The 16575-nt window shown below is 66.8% G+C and carries 17 protein-coding genes; 3 read left to right on the top strand and 14 right to left on the bottom strand.

Going from position 1 to position 16575, the window contains the following annotated elements:
- Positions 1-46: 46 nt before the first annotated feature.
- The 11 genes from pstB to V6K52_RS17010 all read right to left on the bottom strand — a co-directional run bounded on the left by pstB (position 47) and on the right by V6K52_RS17010 (position 12878).
- Complete coding sequence (gene pstB / locus V6K52_RS17060; protein ID WP_353953796.1) at positions 47-856, bottom strand: phosphate ABC transporter ATP-binding protein PstB; 810 nt, start codon at positions 854-856, stop codon at positions 47-49.
- Between the two features lie 98 nt (positions 857-954).
- Positions 955-1851: a phosphate ABC transporter permease PstA gene (gene pstA, locus V6K52_RS17055; RefSeq protein ID WP_353951314.1), complete on the bottom strand. Its 897-nt coding sequence runs from the start codon at positions 1849-1851 to the stop codon at positions 955-957.
- A complete protein-coding gene (gene pstC, locus V6K52_RS17050) occupies positions 1851-2816 on the bottom strand; it encodes a phosphate ABC transporter permease subunit PstC (protein ID WP_353951313.1) in 966 nt (321 codons plus the stop codon). Before pstC ends, pstA begins: the two co-directional genes overlap by 1 nt.
- A gap of 40 nt (positions 2817-2856) precedes the next feature.
- Complete coding sequence (locus tag V6K52_RS17045; RefSeq protein ID WP_353951312.1) at positions 2857-3828, bottom strand: PstS family phosphate ABC transporter substrate-binding protein; 972 nt, start codon at positions 3826-3828, stop codon at positions 2857-2859.
- 216 nt (positions 3829-4044) lie between these two features.
- Positions 4045-4956: an NUDIX hydrolase gene (locus tag V6K52_RS17040; RefSeq protein ID WP_353951311.1), complete on the bottom strand. Its 912-nt coding sequence runs from the start codon at positions 4954-4956 to the stop codon at positions 4045-4047.
- Positions 4957-5009: 53 nt separating this feature from the next.
- Positions 5010-7400, bottom strand: a complete 2391-nt coding sequence (locus tag V6K52_RS17035) for an RNA degradosome polyphosphate kinase (protein WP_353951310.1) — start codon at positions 7398-7400, stop codon at positions 5010-5012.
- Positions 7401-7474: 74 nt separating this feature from the next.
- On the bottom strand, positions 7475-8182 hold the full coding sequence (locus tag V6K52_RS17030) for an amino acid racemase (protein ID WP_353951309.1): 708 nt from the start codon (positions 8180-8182) through the stop codon (positions 7475-7477).
- A gap of 78 nt (positions 8183-8260) precedes the next feature.
- Positions 8261-9952: a murein biosynthesis integral membrane protein MurJ gene (gene murJ, locus V6K52_RS17025; protein WP_353951308.1), complete on the bottom strand. Its 1692-nt coding sequence runs from the start codon at positions 9950-9952 to the stop codon at positions 8261-8263.
- Positions 9949-11193, bottom strand: a complete 1245-nt coding sequence (locus V6K52_RS17020) for a carboxylate--amine ligase (protein WP_353951307.1) — start codon at positions 11191-11193, stop codon at positions 9949-9951. Before V6K52_RS17020 ends, murJ begins: the two co-directional genes overlap by 4 nt.
- A 75-nt stretch (positions 11194-11268) precedes the next feature.
- Positions 11269-12168 carry a mycothiol synthase gene (gene mshD / locus V6K52_RS17015; protein ID WP_353951306.1) on the bottom strand — a complete coding sequence of 300 codons (900 nt, stop codon included), beginning with the start codon at positions 12166-12168 and terminating at the stop codon, positions 11269-11271.
- Positions 12165-12878 carry a response regulator transcription factor gene (locus tag V6K52_RS17010; RefSeq protein WP_353951305.1) on the bottom strand — a complete coding sequence of 238 codons (714 nt, stop codon included), beginning with the start codon at positions 12876-12878 and terminating at the stop codon, positions 12165-12167. Before V6K52_RS17010 ends, mshD begins: the two co-directional genes overlap by 4 nt.
- A gap of 20 nt (positions 12879-12898) precedes the next feature.
- Here V6K52_RS17010 and V6K52_RS17005 point away from each other — a divergent pair, with 20 nt between their 5' ends.
- On the top strand, positions 12899-13171 hold the full coding sequence (locus V6K52_RS17005) for a MoaD/ThiS family protein (RefSeq protein ID WP_353951304.1): 273 nt from the start codon (positions 12899-12901) through the stop codon (positions 13169-13171).
- 28 nt (positions 13172-13199) lie between these two features.
- On the top strand, positions 13200-14102 hold the full coding sequence (locus V6K52_RS17000; protein WP_353951303.1) for a hypothetical protein: 903 nt from the start codon (positions 13200-13202) through the stop codon (positions 14100-14102).
- Between the two features lie 90 nt (positions 14103-14192).
- Here V6K52_RS17000 and V6K52_RS16995 read toward each other — a convergent pair whose 3' ends face one another.
- Together V6K52_RS16995 and V6K52_RS16990 are read right to left on the bottom strand one after the other, a co-directional pair.
- Positions 14193-14564 carry a hypothetical protein gene (locus tag V6K52_RS16995; protein WP_353951302.1) on the bottom strand — a complete coding sequence of 124 codons (372 nt, stop codon included), beginning with the start codon at positions 14562-14564 and terminating at the stop codon, positions 14193-14195.
- Between the two features lie 40 nt (positions 14565-14604).
- Complete coding sequence (locus tag V6K52_RS16990; RefSeq protein WP_353951301.1) at positions 14605-14982, bottom strand: DsrE family protein; 378 nt, start codon at positions 14980-14982, stop codon at positions 14605-14607.
- Positions 14983-15017: 35 nt separating this feature from the next.
- Between V6K52_RS16990 and V6K52_RS16985 the strand changes: the two genes are divergently transcribed.
- Positions 15018-15527 carry an FABP family protein gene (locus V6K52_RS16985; protein WP_353951300.1) on the top strand — a complete coding sequence of 170 codons (510 nt, stop codon included), beginning with the start codon at positions 15018-15020 and terminating at the stop codon, positions 15525-15527.
- Between the two features lie 12 nt (positions 15528-15539).
- Here V6K52_RS16985 and V6K52_RS16980 read toward each other — a convergent pair whose 3' ends face one another.
- Positions 15540-16568 carry an LCP family protein gene (locus V6K52_RS16980; protein ID WP_353951299.1) on the bottom strand — a complete coding sequence of 343 codons (1029 nt, stop codon included), beginning with the start codon at positions 16566-16568 and terminating at the stop codon, positions 15540-15542.
- Positions 16569-16575 lie beyond the last annotated feature (7 nt).

Below are 16575 nucleotides of genomic sequence, written 5' to 3'. Positions count from 1 at the left end.
CTGCACGACGTGTTCTGTGTTGCCGACATGAGCCGGCGCGACGAGCTCAGCCGAAGCGGCCCGAGATGTAGTCCTCGGTGCGCGTGTCGGCTGGGTTGCTGAAGATCTTTGACGTGAGGTCGAACTCCACCAGGTGACCCGTGCGGTCGCCGCTGCCCTCGGCCGCCTCAGCCGTGAAGAAGGCCGTGCGATCGGCGACGCGGGCCGCCTGCTGCATGTTGTGAGTCACGATGACGATCGTGTACTCCTTGCGCAGGTCTGCCATGAGGTCCTCGATGCGTGCCGTCGCGATCGGGTCGAGCGCTGAGCAGGGCTCGTCCATGAGGATGACCTCGGGCTTGACCGCGATCGTGCGGGCGATGCAGAGCCTCTGCTGTTGACCACCCGAGAGGCCATAGGCTGACTGCTTGAGCTTGTCCTTGACCTCGTCCCACAGCGCAGCGCCACGCAGGCTCTCCTCGACGAGGTCGTCCATGTTGGAGACCTTCATTCCGGTGACCTTGGGGCCATAGGCGATGTTGTCGTAGATCGACTTCGGGAAGGGGTTGGCCTTCTGGAAGACCATCCCGATCCGGCGACGCACCTCGATGGCGTCGACCTCTTTGCCATAAATGTCGATGTCGTGGTACTTGATCGAGCCGGTGACACGCGTCCCGGGGATGAGGTCGTTCATGCGGTTCAGCGAACGGAGCACCGTTGACTTGCCGCAGCCCGAGGGGCCGATGAGGGCCGTGATCTCGTGGACGCCGATGTTGAGGTTGACCTCGTTCACGGCGCGGAAGTCGCCGTAGTAGACGCTGACGTCCTCACAGCTGAGGACCGCCCGGGGGGATTCGCCGTTGCTGTTGAGCGAGATCGGCGTCCGACCCTTGGTCTCGACGTGGATCGTGGGGGTGGAATCCACGGTTGCTCCTTCGTTTGGGGAGTGCTGAGTATTGGGGCCCTCAGGCGTGCTCATCGCTCGCTCGCGAACTTGTTTCGGATGAAGATGGCCACAGCGTTCATGGCGATCAGCAGCACGAGAAGCAGGATGCTCGCTGCTGCGGCGAGTTGTTGGAACTCTTCCTGCGAGCGCCCCGCCCAGTTGAAGATCTGGATCGGCATGGTGGTGAAGCCGCTGAGCAGACCGTTGGGGTCGAACTGGACGAACACCAGGCCACCCAGCAGCAGCAGCGGTGCGGCCTCTCCGGCAGCGCGGGACAGGGCCAGGATCGTGCCCGTCGCGATACCCGGCACCGCCGCCGGCAGGGTCTGGCGCGTCAGGGTCTGAATCGGGGTGGCGCCGAGGGCGAGCGAGCCCTGCCTGATTTCGCGGGGGACGGCGCGGAGGGCCTCGCGGGTTGACACGATGACGACCGGGAGGATCAGGAGTGCTAGAGCGATTCCACCGGCCAGGACGGTGTTCTTGGGGAGGCCGACCGTGAGCGCCAGAGCGGCGGCCAGCATGCCGTAGATGATGGCCGGGACCGCTGCAAGGTTCTGCACGTTCAGCTCCACAAACTTGGCGAACTTGCTCTCACGGGAGGCGAACTCCTCCAGGTATGCCGCGGCGGCAACTCCGAGGGGCAAAGCCAGCGCGGCGGTCGTCCCGATGACCATGGCAGAGCCAAGGATGGCCGCCCGGGCCCCGGCCGTCTCCGGCCGCAGTTGGGACGTGTAGTTCGTGAAGAGCATGCCGTCGAGACGTGGACGTCCCTCTTGGAACGTTTCGAACAGGAGCACCACGAGGACCAGGATCCCAAAGGCCAGACAGAGCCACAGGCCAATGAGAAACACGATGGAACGAAGGTTCTTCTCCCCGTGGGCCGCAGCGGAGAGCGGGCGAATGGTGGATGTCGCGATGGCGGCCATTAGTAGATCTCCCGGAAGCGGTTGACCAAGCGGATGCTGATCATGTTGATGACCAAGGTGATCGCGAAGAGCGTGAGACCCACTGCGAACAGGGTGTTGTATTGCGTCGTGCCTTGGACACTGTCGCCCAGAGCGGCCTGCGCGATGAACGCGGTCATGGTCTGGCCACCTGAGCGCGGGTCAGTCACCATCTGTGCCTGACCGCCACCGGCCATCGTGACAATCATGGTCTCGCCAACGGCACGGCTGAGGGCAAGGACGATCGAGGCCGCGATGCCCGAGATGGCTGCAGGGAACACGACGCGCAGCACCGTGCGCATGCGGTTGGCGCCGAGACCGTAGGAGGCCTCCCGCAGCGCACGGGGCACGGCGCTCATGGCGTCCTCCGCCAGCGAGGCGACCGTCGGGATGATCATGACGCCAAGCACGAGCCCTGCTGCGAGGACGGAGAAGGTGCCGACCTTGATCCCCAGCCAGTTGTTGAGGACGACGGGTCCGACGAACGTCACGGCGAACAGGCCGTAGACGACCGAGGGAACGCCAGCCAGGAGCTCCAGCGTGGGCTTGAAGAACTTTTGGACTCGAGTGGAGGCGTACTCGGAAAGGAACACAGCCGCCCCGAGTCCGAGTGGGATGGACACTGCCAGGGCGATGCCCGTGGTCCACGCCGTTGCCGTGAGCAGGGGCAGCACGCCATAGGACTTCTGAGCGAAGCGAGGTGTCCAGGATGTCCCGGTGATGAAGTCGATGAAGCTCACTTCACGGAAGAACGACAGCGTCGGCAGGATGAGCGAGGCCACGATGCCGACTGTCGTGATGACCGAGAGGCCTGCTGCGGCCATGAGGAAGCCGAGAAACAACTTCTCGCCATAGCGGGGCGACGAGGCCTTGAGGGAGATCGGGGGCTGGGACGGGGGCAGGCCCCCCGACGAGGGGGGGCCTGCCGTCCGGTTCGCGGTGGACACCTAGGTGTGCTCCTGTGTGAGTGGAAGTAAGCCGGACAGGTCAGCCGAGTGCGGTGAGCTCTTCCTGGGCCTTCTTCTTCTGCTCGACGCTCAGCGGGATGTACTTCGCGGCCTTGGCCACATCCGCGTCCTTCTCAACATAGAACGTCACGAACGCCTTGACCTCGGGCTTGGCCCAGGCCTTCTTGTCGACGTAGATGTAGAGGGGGCGTGAGAGCGGCGCGTAGGAGCCGTCACGAGCCGTCTCGGAGCTCGGCTCAACGCAGCCCTTGCCGTTGTCGACCTTGATGGCCTTCAGCTTGTCGGCGTTCTCCTCGAAGTAGGTGTAACCGAAGTACCCGAGAGCGTTCTTGTCACCGGAGACACCCTGCACGATGACGTTGTCGTCCTCAGACGCCTCGTAGTCGGTGCGTGAGGCGCCTTCCTCACCGTTGATCTCGTCGGTGAAGTAGTCGAAGGTGCCCGAGTCGGTACCGGGGCCGAAGAGCTTGATCGGGTCAGCCGGGAACTTGGGGTTGACCTGGTTCCAAGTCTTGATCTTGCCGGTGGCCTCGGGGGACCACAACGTCTTGAGCTCGGCGGTCGTGAGGCAGTCGAGGAACGAGTTCTCCTTGTTTGCGACCACGGTCAAGGCGTCGTTGGCGACGACAAGCTCCTGGTACTCGATGCCGGCGTCGGCGCAGAGCTTCTTCTCTTCGTCCTTGATCGGGCGCGAAGCGTTGGACATCGCGGACTGGCCGGCGCAGAACTTCTTGAAGCCACCACCGGTGCCGGAGGTGCCGACGGTGATCTGGACGCCGCTGTTGTCGCCCATGAAGAGCTCGGCTGCGGCCTCGGTCAGGGGTCCGACCGTGCTGGACCCGTCGGTCACGATGCTGCCGGACAGGTTGGCCGTGCTGCCGGACTCGGTGCCGGTGCCGCCGCTGTCGCTGCTCTGACCGCCGCAGGCGGCCAGGCTCAACGAACCAATGAGGGCGATGGACGCCACCTGGCCGAAACGCTGAATCTTCACTGTCTGTACCTCTCACAAGGAATCTGGGGGAGCCGGAAACACCACGACTTTGCGGCCCGACACTGCGAAGGTAGGGATGGCCGATGACGCGATGGCCCGTGAACGGTGAACGACGCGTGAACGCTGTTCGGCCATTGCCTTTCGCGTAGTTCAAGTGAGAGTCAGGTCACTTGAACTTTCACCGACTTTGGCCCGTTGGGGCGGGAGTGGGCGAGGTCAGGGGGTGAGGTGGCGCTCGACGGCGACGATGCGCGCGTCCGCGCCCGTCCCGGCGACATGACACACGATCGCCTCACCCTTGAGGAGGCCCTCGTCACGGGCCTCCACGAAGCAGTGCAGCGTCTCGGCTGCGCTATCGCCAGCAAGGTCGAGTCGCGGGCTGAGGGCGTCGAGCAGGGCGCCCATCACCGGCCCGTGTGAACACAGCACCGTCGGCTCGCCCCGCTTGAGAGCACGCGCGACGTGCTCCCCGGCCTTGTCGGGGTCGGCCTCATGGCCCTCCTCGGACAAACCCTTCTTGGGCCGGGGCGCGATCCCGGACCACACGGCATACGGGGAGATCGTGTCGAGACAACGCACGGCCGGTGAGGTGACGATGCGCGTGATCCCGTATGCCGTGAGCAGCGGGATGAGGGCGTCGGCGCGTTCGCGTCCGCGCGTCTCGAGCGGGCGCTCGCGATCGTCGCCCTTCCAGTCCGAGCGCGCCATCGCCTTGGCGTGCCGGACGACCACGAGCGGCCACGTGTCGAGTGCTGCGTCACCGTGGGCGCGGACGAGCGCCCGCAGCTGTTCGCGGTCGTGGGCGTAGTCGAGCCGGACGTTGGCCTCAGTGACCTCGAGCCACTCGACGGCGTCGATCTCGTTCTCGAGCACTCCCGTGCCGCCGGTGACCGTGGACGCCCAGTAGCGCACGACCTTCTCGCCGGGCACGCCCGACTTGGTGAGCATGAGATAGCGAGCCTCAGGCAAGGGACGACCCAGCCGCACCTCAAGGCCGGTCTCCTCAAGCGTCTCGCGGGCGGCAGCGGTTGCCCAGTCCTCACCAGGGTCGAGCTTGCCCTTGGGCCAGGACCAGTCGTCATAGCGGGGGCGGTGGACGAGGGCGACTTCGAGCACACCCTTGCGCACCCGCCACGGCAGGGTTCCTGCCGCGGGGATGGACTGGGTGCGGGCCAGCGTGCTCAGCGCCGTCGAGCCTTGCGTCGCCGCTTCGCATGCATCTCGATGAGCATGGCCTGCACGTCTGCCAGCGCCTCACCATCGTCGCCGATGTGGTGGCGGCTCCAGCGGCCGTCGCTGCCCAGGCTCCAGTGCGAGTAGTCGCCGCTCATGCCCTTGCCCATGAGCGAGGTGAGGTCATGGAGGTGGCGCGGGTCGGAGAGGCGCACCAGGCACTCGACGCGGCGGTCGAGGTTGCGGTGCATCATGTCGGCGCTGCCGATGAGGGCCTCGACGTCGTCGCCGGTGCCGAAGAGGAAGATGCGGGAGTGCTCGAGGAAGCGGCCCAGGATCGAGTGGACCGTGATGGTCTCGGACAGTCCCTTCACTCCCGGGCGCAGCGACGAGATGCCGCGCACCCAGACGTCGATCTTCACGCCGGCCCGTGAGGCGCGATAGAGCGCATCGATGATCTGCTCATCGACGATGGAGTTGACCTTGAAGCCGATGTAGCCGGCACCTGTTTTGGCCTCCTCACGATCGATCTGTGCGTCGATCCGCTCCAGCAACCCGGTGCGCACCGAGCGCGGCGCCACGAGGAGCCGCTTGAACTTGGTGCGGGGGGCGATGCCAGAGAGCTGGTTGAACAGCCGCGAGAGGTCCTCGCCGACCTGCGGGTCGCAGGTGAGCAGGCCGAAGTCCTCATAGAGGCGAGCCGTCTTGGGGTTGTAGTTGCCGGTGCCGACGTGGCAGTAGCGGCGCAGACCGTCCTCCTCCTGGCGGACGACGAGGCTGAGTTTGCAGTGGGTCTTCAGGCCGACGATGCCGTAGACGACGTGGACGCCGGCGCGCTCGAGCTTGCGGGCCCAGGAGATGTTGTTCTGCTCGTCGAAGCGGGCCTTGATCTCGACGACGGCCAGCACCTGCTTGCCGCTGTCGGCGGCGTCGATGAGGGCGTCGATGATCGGGGAGTCGCCGCTCGTGCGATAGAGCGTCTGCTTGATGGCCAGGACGTTGGGATCGGCGGCGGCCTGCTCGATGAAGGCCTGCACCGACGTCGAGAACGAGTCGTAGGGGTGCTGGAGCAGGACGTCCTGCTTGCGGATGCTCGCGAAGATGTCGCGGGCCTTGGCGCTCTCGGTCGGTGCGAGGTCGCTGTTGGTGCGCGAGACGAACGCCTTGTAGTGCAGGTCGGAGCGCTCGAGGTCGGCGATGATGTTGAGCCCGCGCAGGTCGAGCGGGGCGGGCAGGCGATAGACCTCTGAGCTGGTGACCCCGAGTTCGCGCACCAGCAGGTCCATGACGTGGTCGTCCATCTCGCGGTCGACCTCGAGCCGGACCGGCGGGCCGAAGCGGCGGCGGGTCAGCTCCTTCTCGAGGGCGGCGAGGAGATTCTCGGCGTCGTCCTCCTCGACCTCGAGGTCCTCGTTGCGGGTGACCCGAAAGGTGTAGTGCTCGTGCACCTCCATGCCGGGAAAGAGCTGGTCGAGGTGGGCCGCCATGACGTCCTCGAGCGGCACGAATCGCACGTCGTAGACGTCGCCGGCCGAGCCGGTCTCGCCCACCCGGAGGAGGCGGGGGAGGAGCGGGGGGACCTTGACGCGGGCAAAGTGCTCCTTGCCGGTCTTGGGGTTGACGAGTAGCACGGCGAGGTTGAGCGACAGCCCGGAGATGTAGGGGAAAGGGTGGGCCGGGTCGACGGCGAGCGGGGTGAGCACGGGGAAGACCCGGTCGGTGAACATCTGGCCGAGCTCGACCTGCTCGTCCTGCGAGAGCTCGTCCCAGCGGACGACCTGGATGCCGGCGTCCTCGAGGGCCGGCTGCACCAAGTCGTCATAGACGTGGGCCTGCAGGTCGAGGAGTTCGTGGGCGACGGTGGAGATCTGCTCGAGCACCTCGCGTGGCTCGAGACCTGAGGCCGAGCGCACGGCGAGACCGGTGGCGATGCGGCGCTTGAGGCCGGCGACGCGCACCATGAAGAACTCGTCGAGGTTGGACGTGAAGATCGCGAGGAAGCGGGCCCGCTCGAGCAGCGGGACGTTCTCGTCGGCGGCGAGTTGGAGGACCCGCTCGTTGAACTGAAGCCACGAGATCTCGCGGTCGAGGAACCGGTCTGCTGGCAGAGCGTCGTCCTCTGTGTCCTGGGCGCTGGTCTGCGTGAAGCGACCGTTGGAGGCGCGTGGCTGGCTGGCGCGTGTCTCGGTGGCGGAGGCGCTCGCGATCGACACGTCTCGCACGATGCTCGCGTCGGCGGATGCCCCCGCGGCCTGGTGAGTCGCGTGGGTGGTGCCGTCGGTCGTGCCGTCATCCGGGGCCTGGCCAGCCCTGCCAGCGTCCTCGACGGCGGCCTTGTCGGTCGCCTGGGGCCCCCCGTCCTGTGCGAGGGTGCTGGCGGAGGTCGTCGACGTCGTCATGCGTTCATCGTGACAGGTTCAGGTGAACGCCAGTAGAGGCAGTCCTTGGTGCGTCATCGCCCCATGGCCAGCGCTCAGCGCAGCTGGCCACCGGCGAGGGTGACCGTGCGGGCGGCCAGTGCGTCGAGGGAGTCGACGATGTCCGGTTCGTCCACCTGGAGGTCGGTCTGCAGGATCGACAACTCGGTGCAGCCGAGCACGATGGCCCCGGCGCCCTTGTCACGCAAATGCGCCACCGCAGCGTCGAAGCGTTCGCGCTCCACCGGCATACCCGCCTTGACCCCGTCATAGATCATCGACATGACGTCCTTCTGGGCGACGTCATCGGGGGTGACGGGGGTGAGCCCAGCGGCCCCGGCCGCTCGGTGATAGATCTCGGACCGGAGCGTCCCGTCCGTCGCGAGGATGCCCAGCGTCGTCAGGCCGGGCACGGCGGCCTGCGCGGCGGCGACGGTCTCGGCGACGATGTCGATGACCGGGATGCCTACCGCTGCCTGCACCTCGTCGAGGAACGCCTGCGCCGTGTTGCACGGCAGAGCGATGAACTTCGCGCCGGCGCGCTCGAGCTGCCGGGCGTCCTCGGCCATCACCGGGCCTGGGCTTTCGTCGCTGTCTCCGACGAGGTATGCCGTCCGGTCCGGGATGCTCGCGTGGTTCCACACGAGCATGTCGACATGGTCCTGGTCGCGGCCGGCGTCGGTCATCTCCAGGACGCGCTGCATGAAGTAGACGGTGGCCATGGGCCCTACTCCGCCAAGGATGCCCACCGGTTCATTGCGCACCCGGCGAGCCTACCCCTGAGGCCGGGGTGGCAGCCGGGCTCGACGGGTCGCCGGCGGTGGCGCCTGAACCTTTGCGACTCAGCGGGGGAGCGGCAAGCGGCGCAGGATCGGCGCGAGCATCTCGTCGACCTCGCGGATCTTGAGGAGCCGGGCTGCGAGATAGAAGACGGCTCCAAGTGCAAGGCCACCCGATGCCAGCGAGAGCGCTTGCCAGATCCAGTCGCTTGCAGGGTCCGCGATCAGCGTGGCGACGCCCCACCCCGACAGCCCGGCCAAAGCCGCGGCCGCGGTGAGACGCGCCCACAGCCGCGTCACCGTGGAGAGGTTGAGGCCACCGAGTTGGCGGCGAGCGATCCACAAGAAGACGGCCGCAGACACGATGTTGCCAAGCGTGGCCCCAGCGGCGACGACGGCGATGACGTATTCCGCCGGGGTGGCCCACAGGGCAACGAGGCACGCAATGACGTTGACGGCGATCATCAGCACCACCGTCCAGAAGTTCATGCGACCGTCGCTACGGGCGAAGCAGTAGCGCTGCTTGACCGCCGTGATGCCGAACGCCAGCGTGCCGAGCGCCATGATCGCGAGGATGATCGCGATGTCGCCGGGTTCGTCGATCCCCCTTGAGGGGACGTAGCGCGTGCCCGGGAAGAGGGTGGCCGCGAGGGGGCGCCCGAGAGCGATCATGGCGGCGCTGGCCGGGATGATCAGGACGGCCGGAGACACGAGGCCTCGCGTGATCCAGTGCCGCATCGCCGGGTCATCGCCCTTGGCGTGGGCTCGCGACATGGCGGGGAAGATCGCGGTGATGATCGAGACCGTGATGAGGGAGTACGGGAGGATGTAGATGCTGTAGGCCCACTGCTGCGCGGCGTTGCCGGGCACGCGGCCGGAGTCGTCAGCGGCGACCTGCATGACCCACGTGCTGAAGAATCCGAAGGCCTGGGAGACGACCAGGGCTCCAAGGGTCCACGACGACATCCGTGACACCTCGCCGAAGCCGTAGCCACGCCACCCGAATCGGGGGGTGAACTTGAAACCCGAACGCAGGAGCGGCACGACCAGGGCCAAGCCCTGGACGGCGATGCCCAGGGTCGTGGTGCCACCCAGAACCCAGGTCATCTCCGAGGTCCATGCCTTCGGGGAGGACTGTCTGCCCCATTCCTGGATGAACCAGGCCAGACCGGCGATCTGGACGACGTTGGCCCAGGCAGGCGCCCAGGCGTAGGCGAGGAAGTGACCGCGGGCGTTCAGCACCTGGCCGAGGACGGAATAGAGCCCATAGAAGAAGATCTGGGGAAGGCAGATGTAGGCCAGCGCCGTTCCCATCGCGAGGAAGTCGCCGTCGCCCTTGCGAGTGAGCGCGCCGAGGATCCATGGCGCGAGAGCCAGGCTGATGAGGGTCACCCCACCCAGGACGAGCAGGCAGAGCGTGATCAGCCGATCGCTGAAGTCCTGTCCGCCGTCCTTGCGGAGCATCGCCTTGGAGATCAACGGGATGAGCATCGCCGACAGCAGGCCGCCGTTGATGAGGACGTAGAGCTGGGTCGGAAGCGTGTTCGCCATGGTGAATGAGTCAGCAGCGGCACTGATGACGACGAGGCTCAGCATCGACATGCGGACGAGCCCGAGCACGCGAGAGCCCAACGTGCCCACTGCCATGATCGCGCTGTTGCGCCCGATGCTGCCGGCCATGGCGCGCTCGCGTCGAGCGCGCCGGGTGTCGCCCTCGCCCTCGCCGTCGAAGTACGCCGCGTCCGCGTCACTCATCGTGCGACGAAGTGCGTTCGGAACTTGCGGATCTGGTTCAGGTGATAGGCCAAGTTGTAGGCGCGACGCTTCGGCGTGAGGTCGGGCTTGTAGGAATTGGGGTCGCTCGACTTGCCAGCCTTCATCAGCCCAAGAGCCTTGTCGCGCAGCGGCTTGTCGAGGACGTACTTCTTGATGACGTACTTGGGCACGAACGCGAAGAGGTGCTCGCCGCGCGCATAGGTCACGCCCTCGAAGTCCTCGCCGTAGACGTGGTCACGCACGTAGTACTCGGCCGTGTTGTTGCCACCGGCCGTGACGTAATAGTTGCTGCGACCCAGGCGCACGTTGATCTCGAAGAACTTGTAGGTGCCGTCACGCGGGTCGTACTTGAGATCGAAGTTCGAGTAGCCGACATAGCCGACATGCTCAAGGAAGGCCTTGGCCTGGTTGATGATCTCGTCGTCTTCGGTGTTGATGATGACGCAGGGGTTCCCGATGGCCATCGGCACGTGCTCCTCGAGAAGCACATGCCCGAGGGAGCCGAACACGACCTTGCCGTTCTTGTCCGAATAGCAGGTCAGGACACGCATATTGGTGTCGTTGCCCGGGACGAACTCCTGGACGAGGAACTTGTAGTCGTACGAACTGGTCCGCAGGTTCACGAGCATCTCGTCGAGCTCGGCCTTGCTGTGCAGGATGTAGACCTTCTTCTTGCCCGGGAACTTCGCGTAGTGATAGAGCGCGCTGCTCGCCGGCTTGGCCACGATCGGATAGCCCCACTCCGCCGGGACCTCGACGTCCTCACCGCTGGGCACATCGACGACGACGGTCTTGGGGTAGGGCAGGTCGAGCGTGTCGAGGTAGCCGTAGAACTTGTCCTTGAGGACGATTTCGTTCATGAGGTCTTCCCCGATGTAGGGAATGACGAACCATTGCTCGAGCAGCTCGCGGTTCTCGATGATGAGCCGCACATACCAGTCGCCGGCCGCGAGCAGGATGAGCTTCTTGCCCTTGGCCGCGCCCTCTTGCGCGCCGACCTTGCTCAACGCCTCGATGAGGTTGGCCTCGTTCTCGAGCCCTGCCTCATAGATGTGGTCGCACAGACCACTCATCGCGATGGGCCCGGCCTCGGTCATGTTCACGACCAGACTCTTGACGGCGTAGGCCTCGTGGAAGGTGCGAACCAGGCTGTATGCCGTGATGTCGCCACCCAGGATGACCGGACGGAAGTCGTGCTCGGTGAAGGTGTGGGTGCTCAAGGTCTGGGTGATCTTTCGGTCTGGGGAACTCTCGCGTGGGGCGCCTGAGTGCGAGATTCGATCATAGGTGCGGAGTCAGCGGCGGCCGTAGACGACGTGAACCGCCGCATCGGTGAATCCCTGCCGTCGATAGGTCGCGATCGCCCGCTCGTTGTCGCCGTCGACATAGAGGTCGACCGTGTCGAGTCCCTGCCGGGCCAGGTGGGCCAGTCCCAGGCGCGTGACCGGACCGGCAAGACCACGACCTTGGTATGCCGGGTGCACGCCCAGGACGTACACCTCCCCACTCGCAGACCCGGGCTCGCGCTTGGTCCAGTGGAAGGCTGCCAGTGGGTGCTGGCCGCTGGAGTCGGTCTGCGTCGTGTCCTCGACGAGAAGGAACCCCGCGGGGTCGAACCAGTCCTGGGCCATCCGCTCACGCAGATCATCGAGCGTGATGGAACCCTGCTCGGGGTGCGTCGCGAACGCGACACCGTTGATGTCGAGCCACGCCGGCTCGTCGCGCCCTGGTGCGAAGGCCCGCACCAAGAAACCTTCTGGCAGAACGGGATCCACCGCATCAACAGCTGTGAGCGGCCGCGCCATGACGTGCAGCTCGCGGGTTGACACAAGCCCCTCGACGGCGGCCAACGCCTGGGCCGCTGACAGGTCGCCGTGCGCCCACACCCCTGTCGCCCCGCCGTCGAGCAGAGCCCGCAGCAGCGCGCGCCCCACACCCTGTCGGCGTGAGTCGGGGTCGACGAAGAGCTCACCAGACCCAGCCGCGTCGCGAGCTGCGTAGCCCACGGGACGGGACTCACCGGCATACGCGATGAGGTGGGTGACCTCGGACCGAGGTGAGCCGAGAGCGAGTCGGAAGGCCTCCGAGATGGCCTCGACGCCGTCGGCGTCGGCCACGCGACCGGCCATGGCCAGGACGGCCGACGAGGTCACATCGTCGACGTGCGGCAATGTCTCCAGCCGGGTCTCGCTCATGAGGACGCGACCTCGACGGAAGCAGTTTCGGCTTCGGGCTCTTCGGGGACAAAGCGGTAGCCCACGTTGCGGACCGTGCCGATGAGGGTCTCGTGGTCGGAGCCGAGCTTGGCGCGCAGGCGGCGGACGTGGACGTCGACGGTGCGGGTGCCGCCGAAGTAGTCGTAGCCCCAGACCTCCTGCAGCAGCTGGGCGCGGGTGAAGACACGGCCCGGGTGCTGGGCGAGGTACTTGAGCAGCTCGAACTCCTTGTAGGTGAGGTCGAGGGCCTTCCCGCGCAGCTTGACCGAATAGGTCGCCTCGTCGATCACGAGCACCCCCGCGGTGATCCGCACGTCGTCACCCGCGTCGTCGCCGTCGAGTGCCCGGGCGATCGCGAGTCGCAGGCGGGCCTCGACCTCGGCCGGTCCCGCACTGTCGAGCAACACGTCATCAACCCCCCACTCGGGTGTGAGGCCGGCGAGCCCACCCTCGGTGAGGATCGCGAAGAGCGGCGCCGACAGCCCGGTCGTGCGGATGACACGGCACAGTGAGCGGGCCATGGCGAGCTCACGTCGGGCATCGACGAGCACCGCGTCAGCGGGGGGCGCATCGATGAGGGCGGTCGGCTCGGCCGGGAGGATGCGAACATGGTGACTGAGCAGGCCCAGAGCTGGCAGCACCTCGGCGCTCGGCGCCAAGGCGTTCGTCAGCAGCAACAGGTGGGCCATCCAGCACAGAATAGGTGGATATGACGGCGATCGACGGCGCTCACCGGGGCATGAGACTGGTGACATTGCGTTATTGGGCCGGCGCCCGGGCAGCTGCCGGGGTGGCCGAGGAGACGTTTGAGGCGGGCCCACGCGTGGGTGACATCCTCGACGCCGCGGTCACGGCCCACCCTGCCCTGCGTGACGTCGTCGCCGTGTGTTCGGTCCTGGTCGACGGCCGCGCTGTCGGCCGGGACGCCGAGGTCGGCGACGACAAGGTGGTCGAAGTGCTCCCGCCCTTCGCCGGGGGGTGACTTCGTGGGTGATGGCAGGATGCCGATCGTGGATGCGACCGAGCCCGTGAGTGACCCGGTGGGTGACCCGGCGAATGATCCGTCGAACGAGCCGGTGAGCGCGCCGGTGAACGACGAGTCGCGCGCTGCCCGGCGGGCGGTCCGCGATGAGCGCCGTCGCAACCCGATCCTGCCGCCGATCGCGACCGAGCGCCGTCTGACTCTGGTCCTGGCGACCGCAGTGTTTGCGCTGCTCCTCGCATTGGCTACCGTCGCCGACCAGGCCCTGGGGGCGGCGGCAGTCGCCTGGGGCGGCCTCGTCCTCGCCTGGGGATGGCCCGAGTTGCTGGGGTCCTCGAGCAAGTTCGGCTCCTCCCTCGCCATTGGCCTGGCCGGCGTGCTCGCTCCGGCGACGGTCGCGCTGACCTCAGAAGAGCCCTACCTGCGGCACGTCCCCGTCGTCATGGCCCTCGCCCTGCTCGCGATGTTCCTGCACCAGCTGCTGCGCCGTGACGGCCGGCCCCGCCTCACCCAGTCCGTGACGGTGAGCGCTGCCGGCATCGCGATCGCGACGATCGGTGCCGCCTACGTTCCGCTCGGGCGCACCTTTGGTGGACATGAGGTGGTCATCGTCGTGGCGGTCGCCCTCGCGCTGTCTGCGGTCGCCGACCTCGGTGCCCCGTTCCGGCGGGCCCGACCATGGATGCTGCCGGCCGCAGGCGCCATCGGTCTCGCCGCCGGAGGAGTCGCGGGCCTTTTCGTCGAGGTGGTCGGTGGGCCCTCGGGTGCGCTGCTCGGTGCTGTCGTCGGCATCCTGGCCCACGTGATGCGCCGGGCATTGTGCACCTTGTCGCCGATTCGCGGCATGCGCGGCCAGATCACGGCCGCTGCGGCATCGGTCCTCGTGACCGCGGTGCCCGTCTACCTGCTGTCCCGCATTCTCGTCGGTTGAACCGGTTGAACCGGTTGAACCGGCGGGACCGGCGGGACCGGCGGATTCGCGCGGACCCGGCCACACGGCATACCCAAGAATTCGTCGCCCTCACCCCAGGGCGACGACCAGACTCAGCGTCGACAAGATGATCGTCACGGGCACCATCGCATAGCGCTCGGGCGCGCTGCGCGAGATGGCGTTCAGGGCGATGCCGAGCGCGAAGTAGGCGAAGGCGATCCACATGCCGACCGCGGAGAAGCGATCGGGGAAGGTGTCGACCACCCGTGCGCGGTCAAGGGCGAGCAGAGCGATGAAGACATAGATCGCGATGCCCACTCCGCTGCCGATGCGCAGGCCGACGGGAAGCACGCGGTGTTGCCCTCCCCAGGCGAATTGCCCGATGGGGGCGCCCAGGATCAGGGCGAGCTGGAAGGCGGCCAAGAGGGCAAGCGCCACGGTGAGGAGCACGGCTGCGATCACGCGGGACAGCGTAGGGGCACCAGCCTCCTGCGGAAGCCTCTCAGTAGACGATCGCCTGCGCGTCCGGTCGCAGGATCTCTTCGACGTATGCCGCGGCGCCCCTGATCGTGGCGCCCTCCAGGAGGTCGTCGGGCGAGAGGTCCCGTCGGGCGGCGCACTGGCCGCAGACCGTGACGGTGGCGCCGGCCAGCAGGCCGTCGCGAAGCCCCGCGAGAGGGGCGCCGTGGGGGAGTGAGAGTTCCTCGGCGCGGCCGGCGACAGCCATCCATGTGGCGTCACCGGTGAGCCACACGCTGACCTCGGCGCCGGAGGTGACAGCGATGACGGCAACGGTGAAGGCCTGGTTGAGGCGTTCGAGGGCTTCGGAGCCGCAGGTGATCTTGACAACGAGCGGTCGGGTGGTCGTGGGATTGGCCATGGGTCCTCCTCGGGTGTGCGACTACGATCCCACTCGTGTCATTCCATCTCGATACCAGTCTCCCGTCCGAGCTCGCCCCGCTCGCCTGGCTCGTCGGCAAGTGGGTTGGCGCCGGTGTCGTCGGCTACCCGACGATGGAGTCCAAGAACTTCGGCCAAGAGATCATCTGCGCGCACGACGGTCGCCCGTTCCTCGAGTGGCGCAGCCAGACCTGGCTCCTCGATGACGCGGGCGAGAAGGTCCGCCCGCTCGCGACCGAGGTCGGTTTCTGGCGGCCCGTGACCGAGACGCCGGACGGCACCAACGTCGAGTTGCTCCTCGCCCACCCGACCGGTGTCGTGGAGATGTATGCCGGGCACGCCCAGCCGGCCAAGGTCGAACTCCGCACCGACGGCGTGATGCGCAGCCCGCACGCCAAGGAGTACACCGCGGCGCACCGCATGTACGGCTACGTGAATTCCAATCTCATGTGGGTCATGGACATGGCTGCGATGGGGCAGCCGCTCACCTCGCACCTCTCGGCGGAGCTCAAGCGAGTCGAGTGATGCTTTCGGTCCTCAGGGTGTGACGGAGGCGTCGACGTAGGTGTCCATCTTGTCGGTGCGCAGGGCCTCGCCCAGGGCAGTCATGCCGGGCTCGTCGACGATTTCGATCGACCCACCGTCGGGAGCAGTGCCGAAGCCCGTGAACGGCGCGGTGATGAAGACGATGTCGCCGCTGCGGAGGCTGCGCAAGGCAATGGCCTCACTTCGCATCTTCCCGACGTCGAGGCCCTGGTCGACGACGAGATTGTCGGTCGCGGCGCCGACGAACCTCGTCAGGGTGATGGGGTTGGCGATGACCGACGGGGTGAGGGTCTTGATCATCAGGGCCTTGATGAACGCCTGCTGGCGGCGGCCGCGCGAGATGTCGCCCTCGGAGAGGCTCTTGCGCTCACGGACGAAGGCAAGCGCCTGCTCACCGTTGAAGTTGTTCCAACCCTCCGTCACCTGAAAGGTGCCCTCGTCGCTGGCCTCCTCGGCATAGACGCGCACCCCGCCGACCGCATCCGTCATGTTCTTGAAGCCCTCGAAGTCGGTCTTGGCGACGTGGTCGATCTTGACGCCGAGCAGGTTCTGCAGGGTGCTGACGAGGAGCGGTGCACCGCCGTAGGCGTAGGCCGCGTTGATCTTGTCCTTCTTGCGTCCCGGGATCGCGACGTAGAGGTCACGCGGGAAGTGGATGAGCTGGACGGCCTTCTTGTCCTCGGGCACGTGGGCCAGGACGATGACGTCGGAGCGGCTTGCGCCCTCGCCGGGTCGCGCATCGGAGCCAATGATGAGGTAGTTCTGGCCGACATCGCTCTGTGGGATCTTCACGACCGATCCGTCGCCCAGCGTGGCGGACGGAGCAGGATTCGGCAGGAGGTCGTCCTGAGTGATGTTGTTCTTGGCCGTCTGGTTGAGGAAGACGACGAAACCTCCGGCGGCCACGAGCGTCAGCGCGACCATGGACGCGATGACGATCACGAAGCGCCGCCCCCACCGCGGTTTCCCCGGGGCTCGGCGTTCGACACGGGTCTCCTCGGCGGCGAAGTCGTCTAGCACCCGGCCC

Origin of the sequence: Knoellia sp. S7-12, assembly GCF_040518285.1 — a bacterium.
In the GTDB taxonomy this organism is placed as follows: Bacteria; Actinomycetota; Actinomycetes; order Actinomycetales; family Dermatophilaceae; genus Knoellia.
Note: the sequence above shows the minus strand (reverse complement) of the source record. Positions and strands in the feature narration are given on the sequence as shown.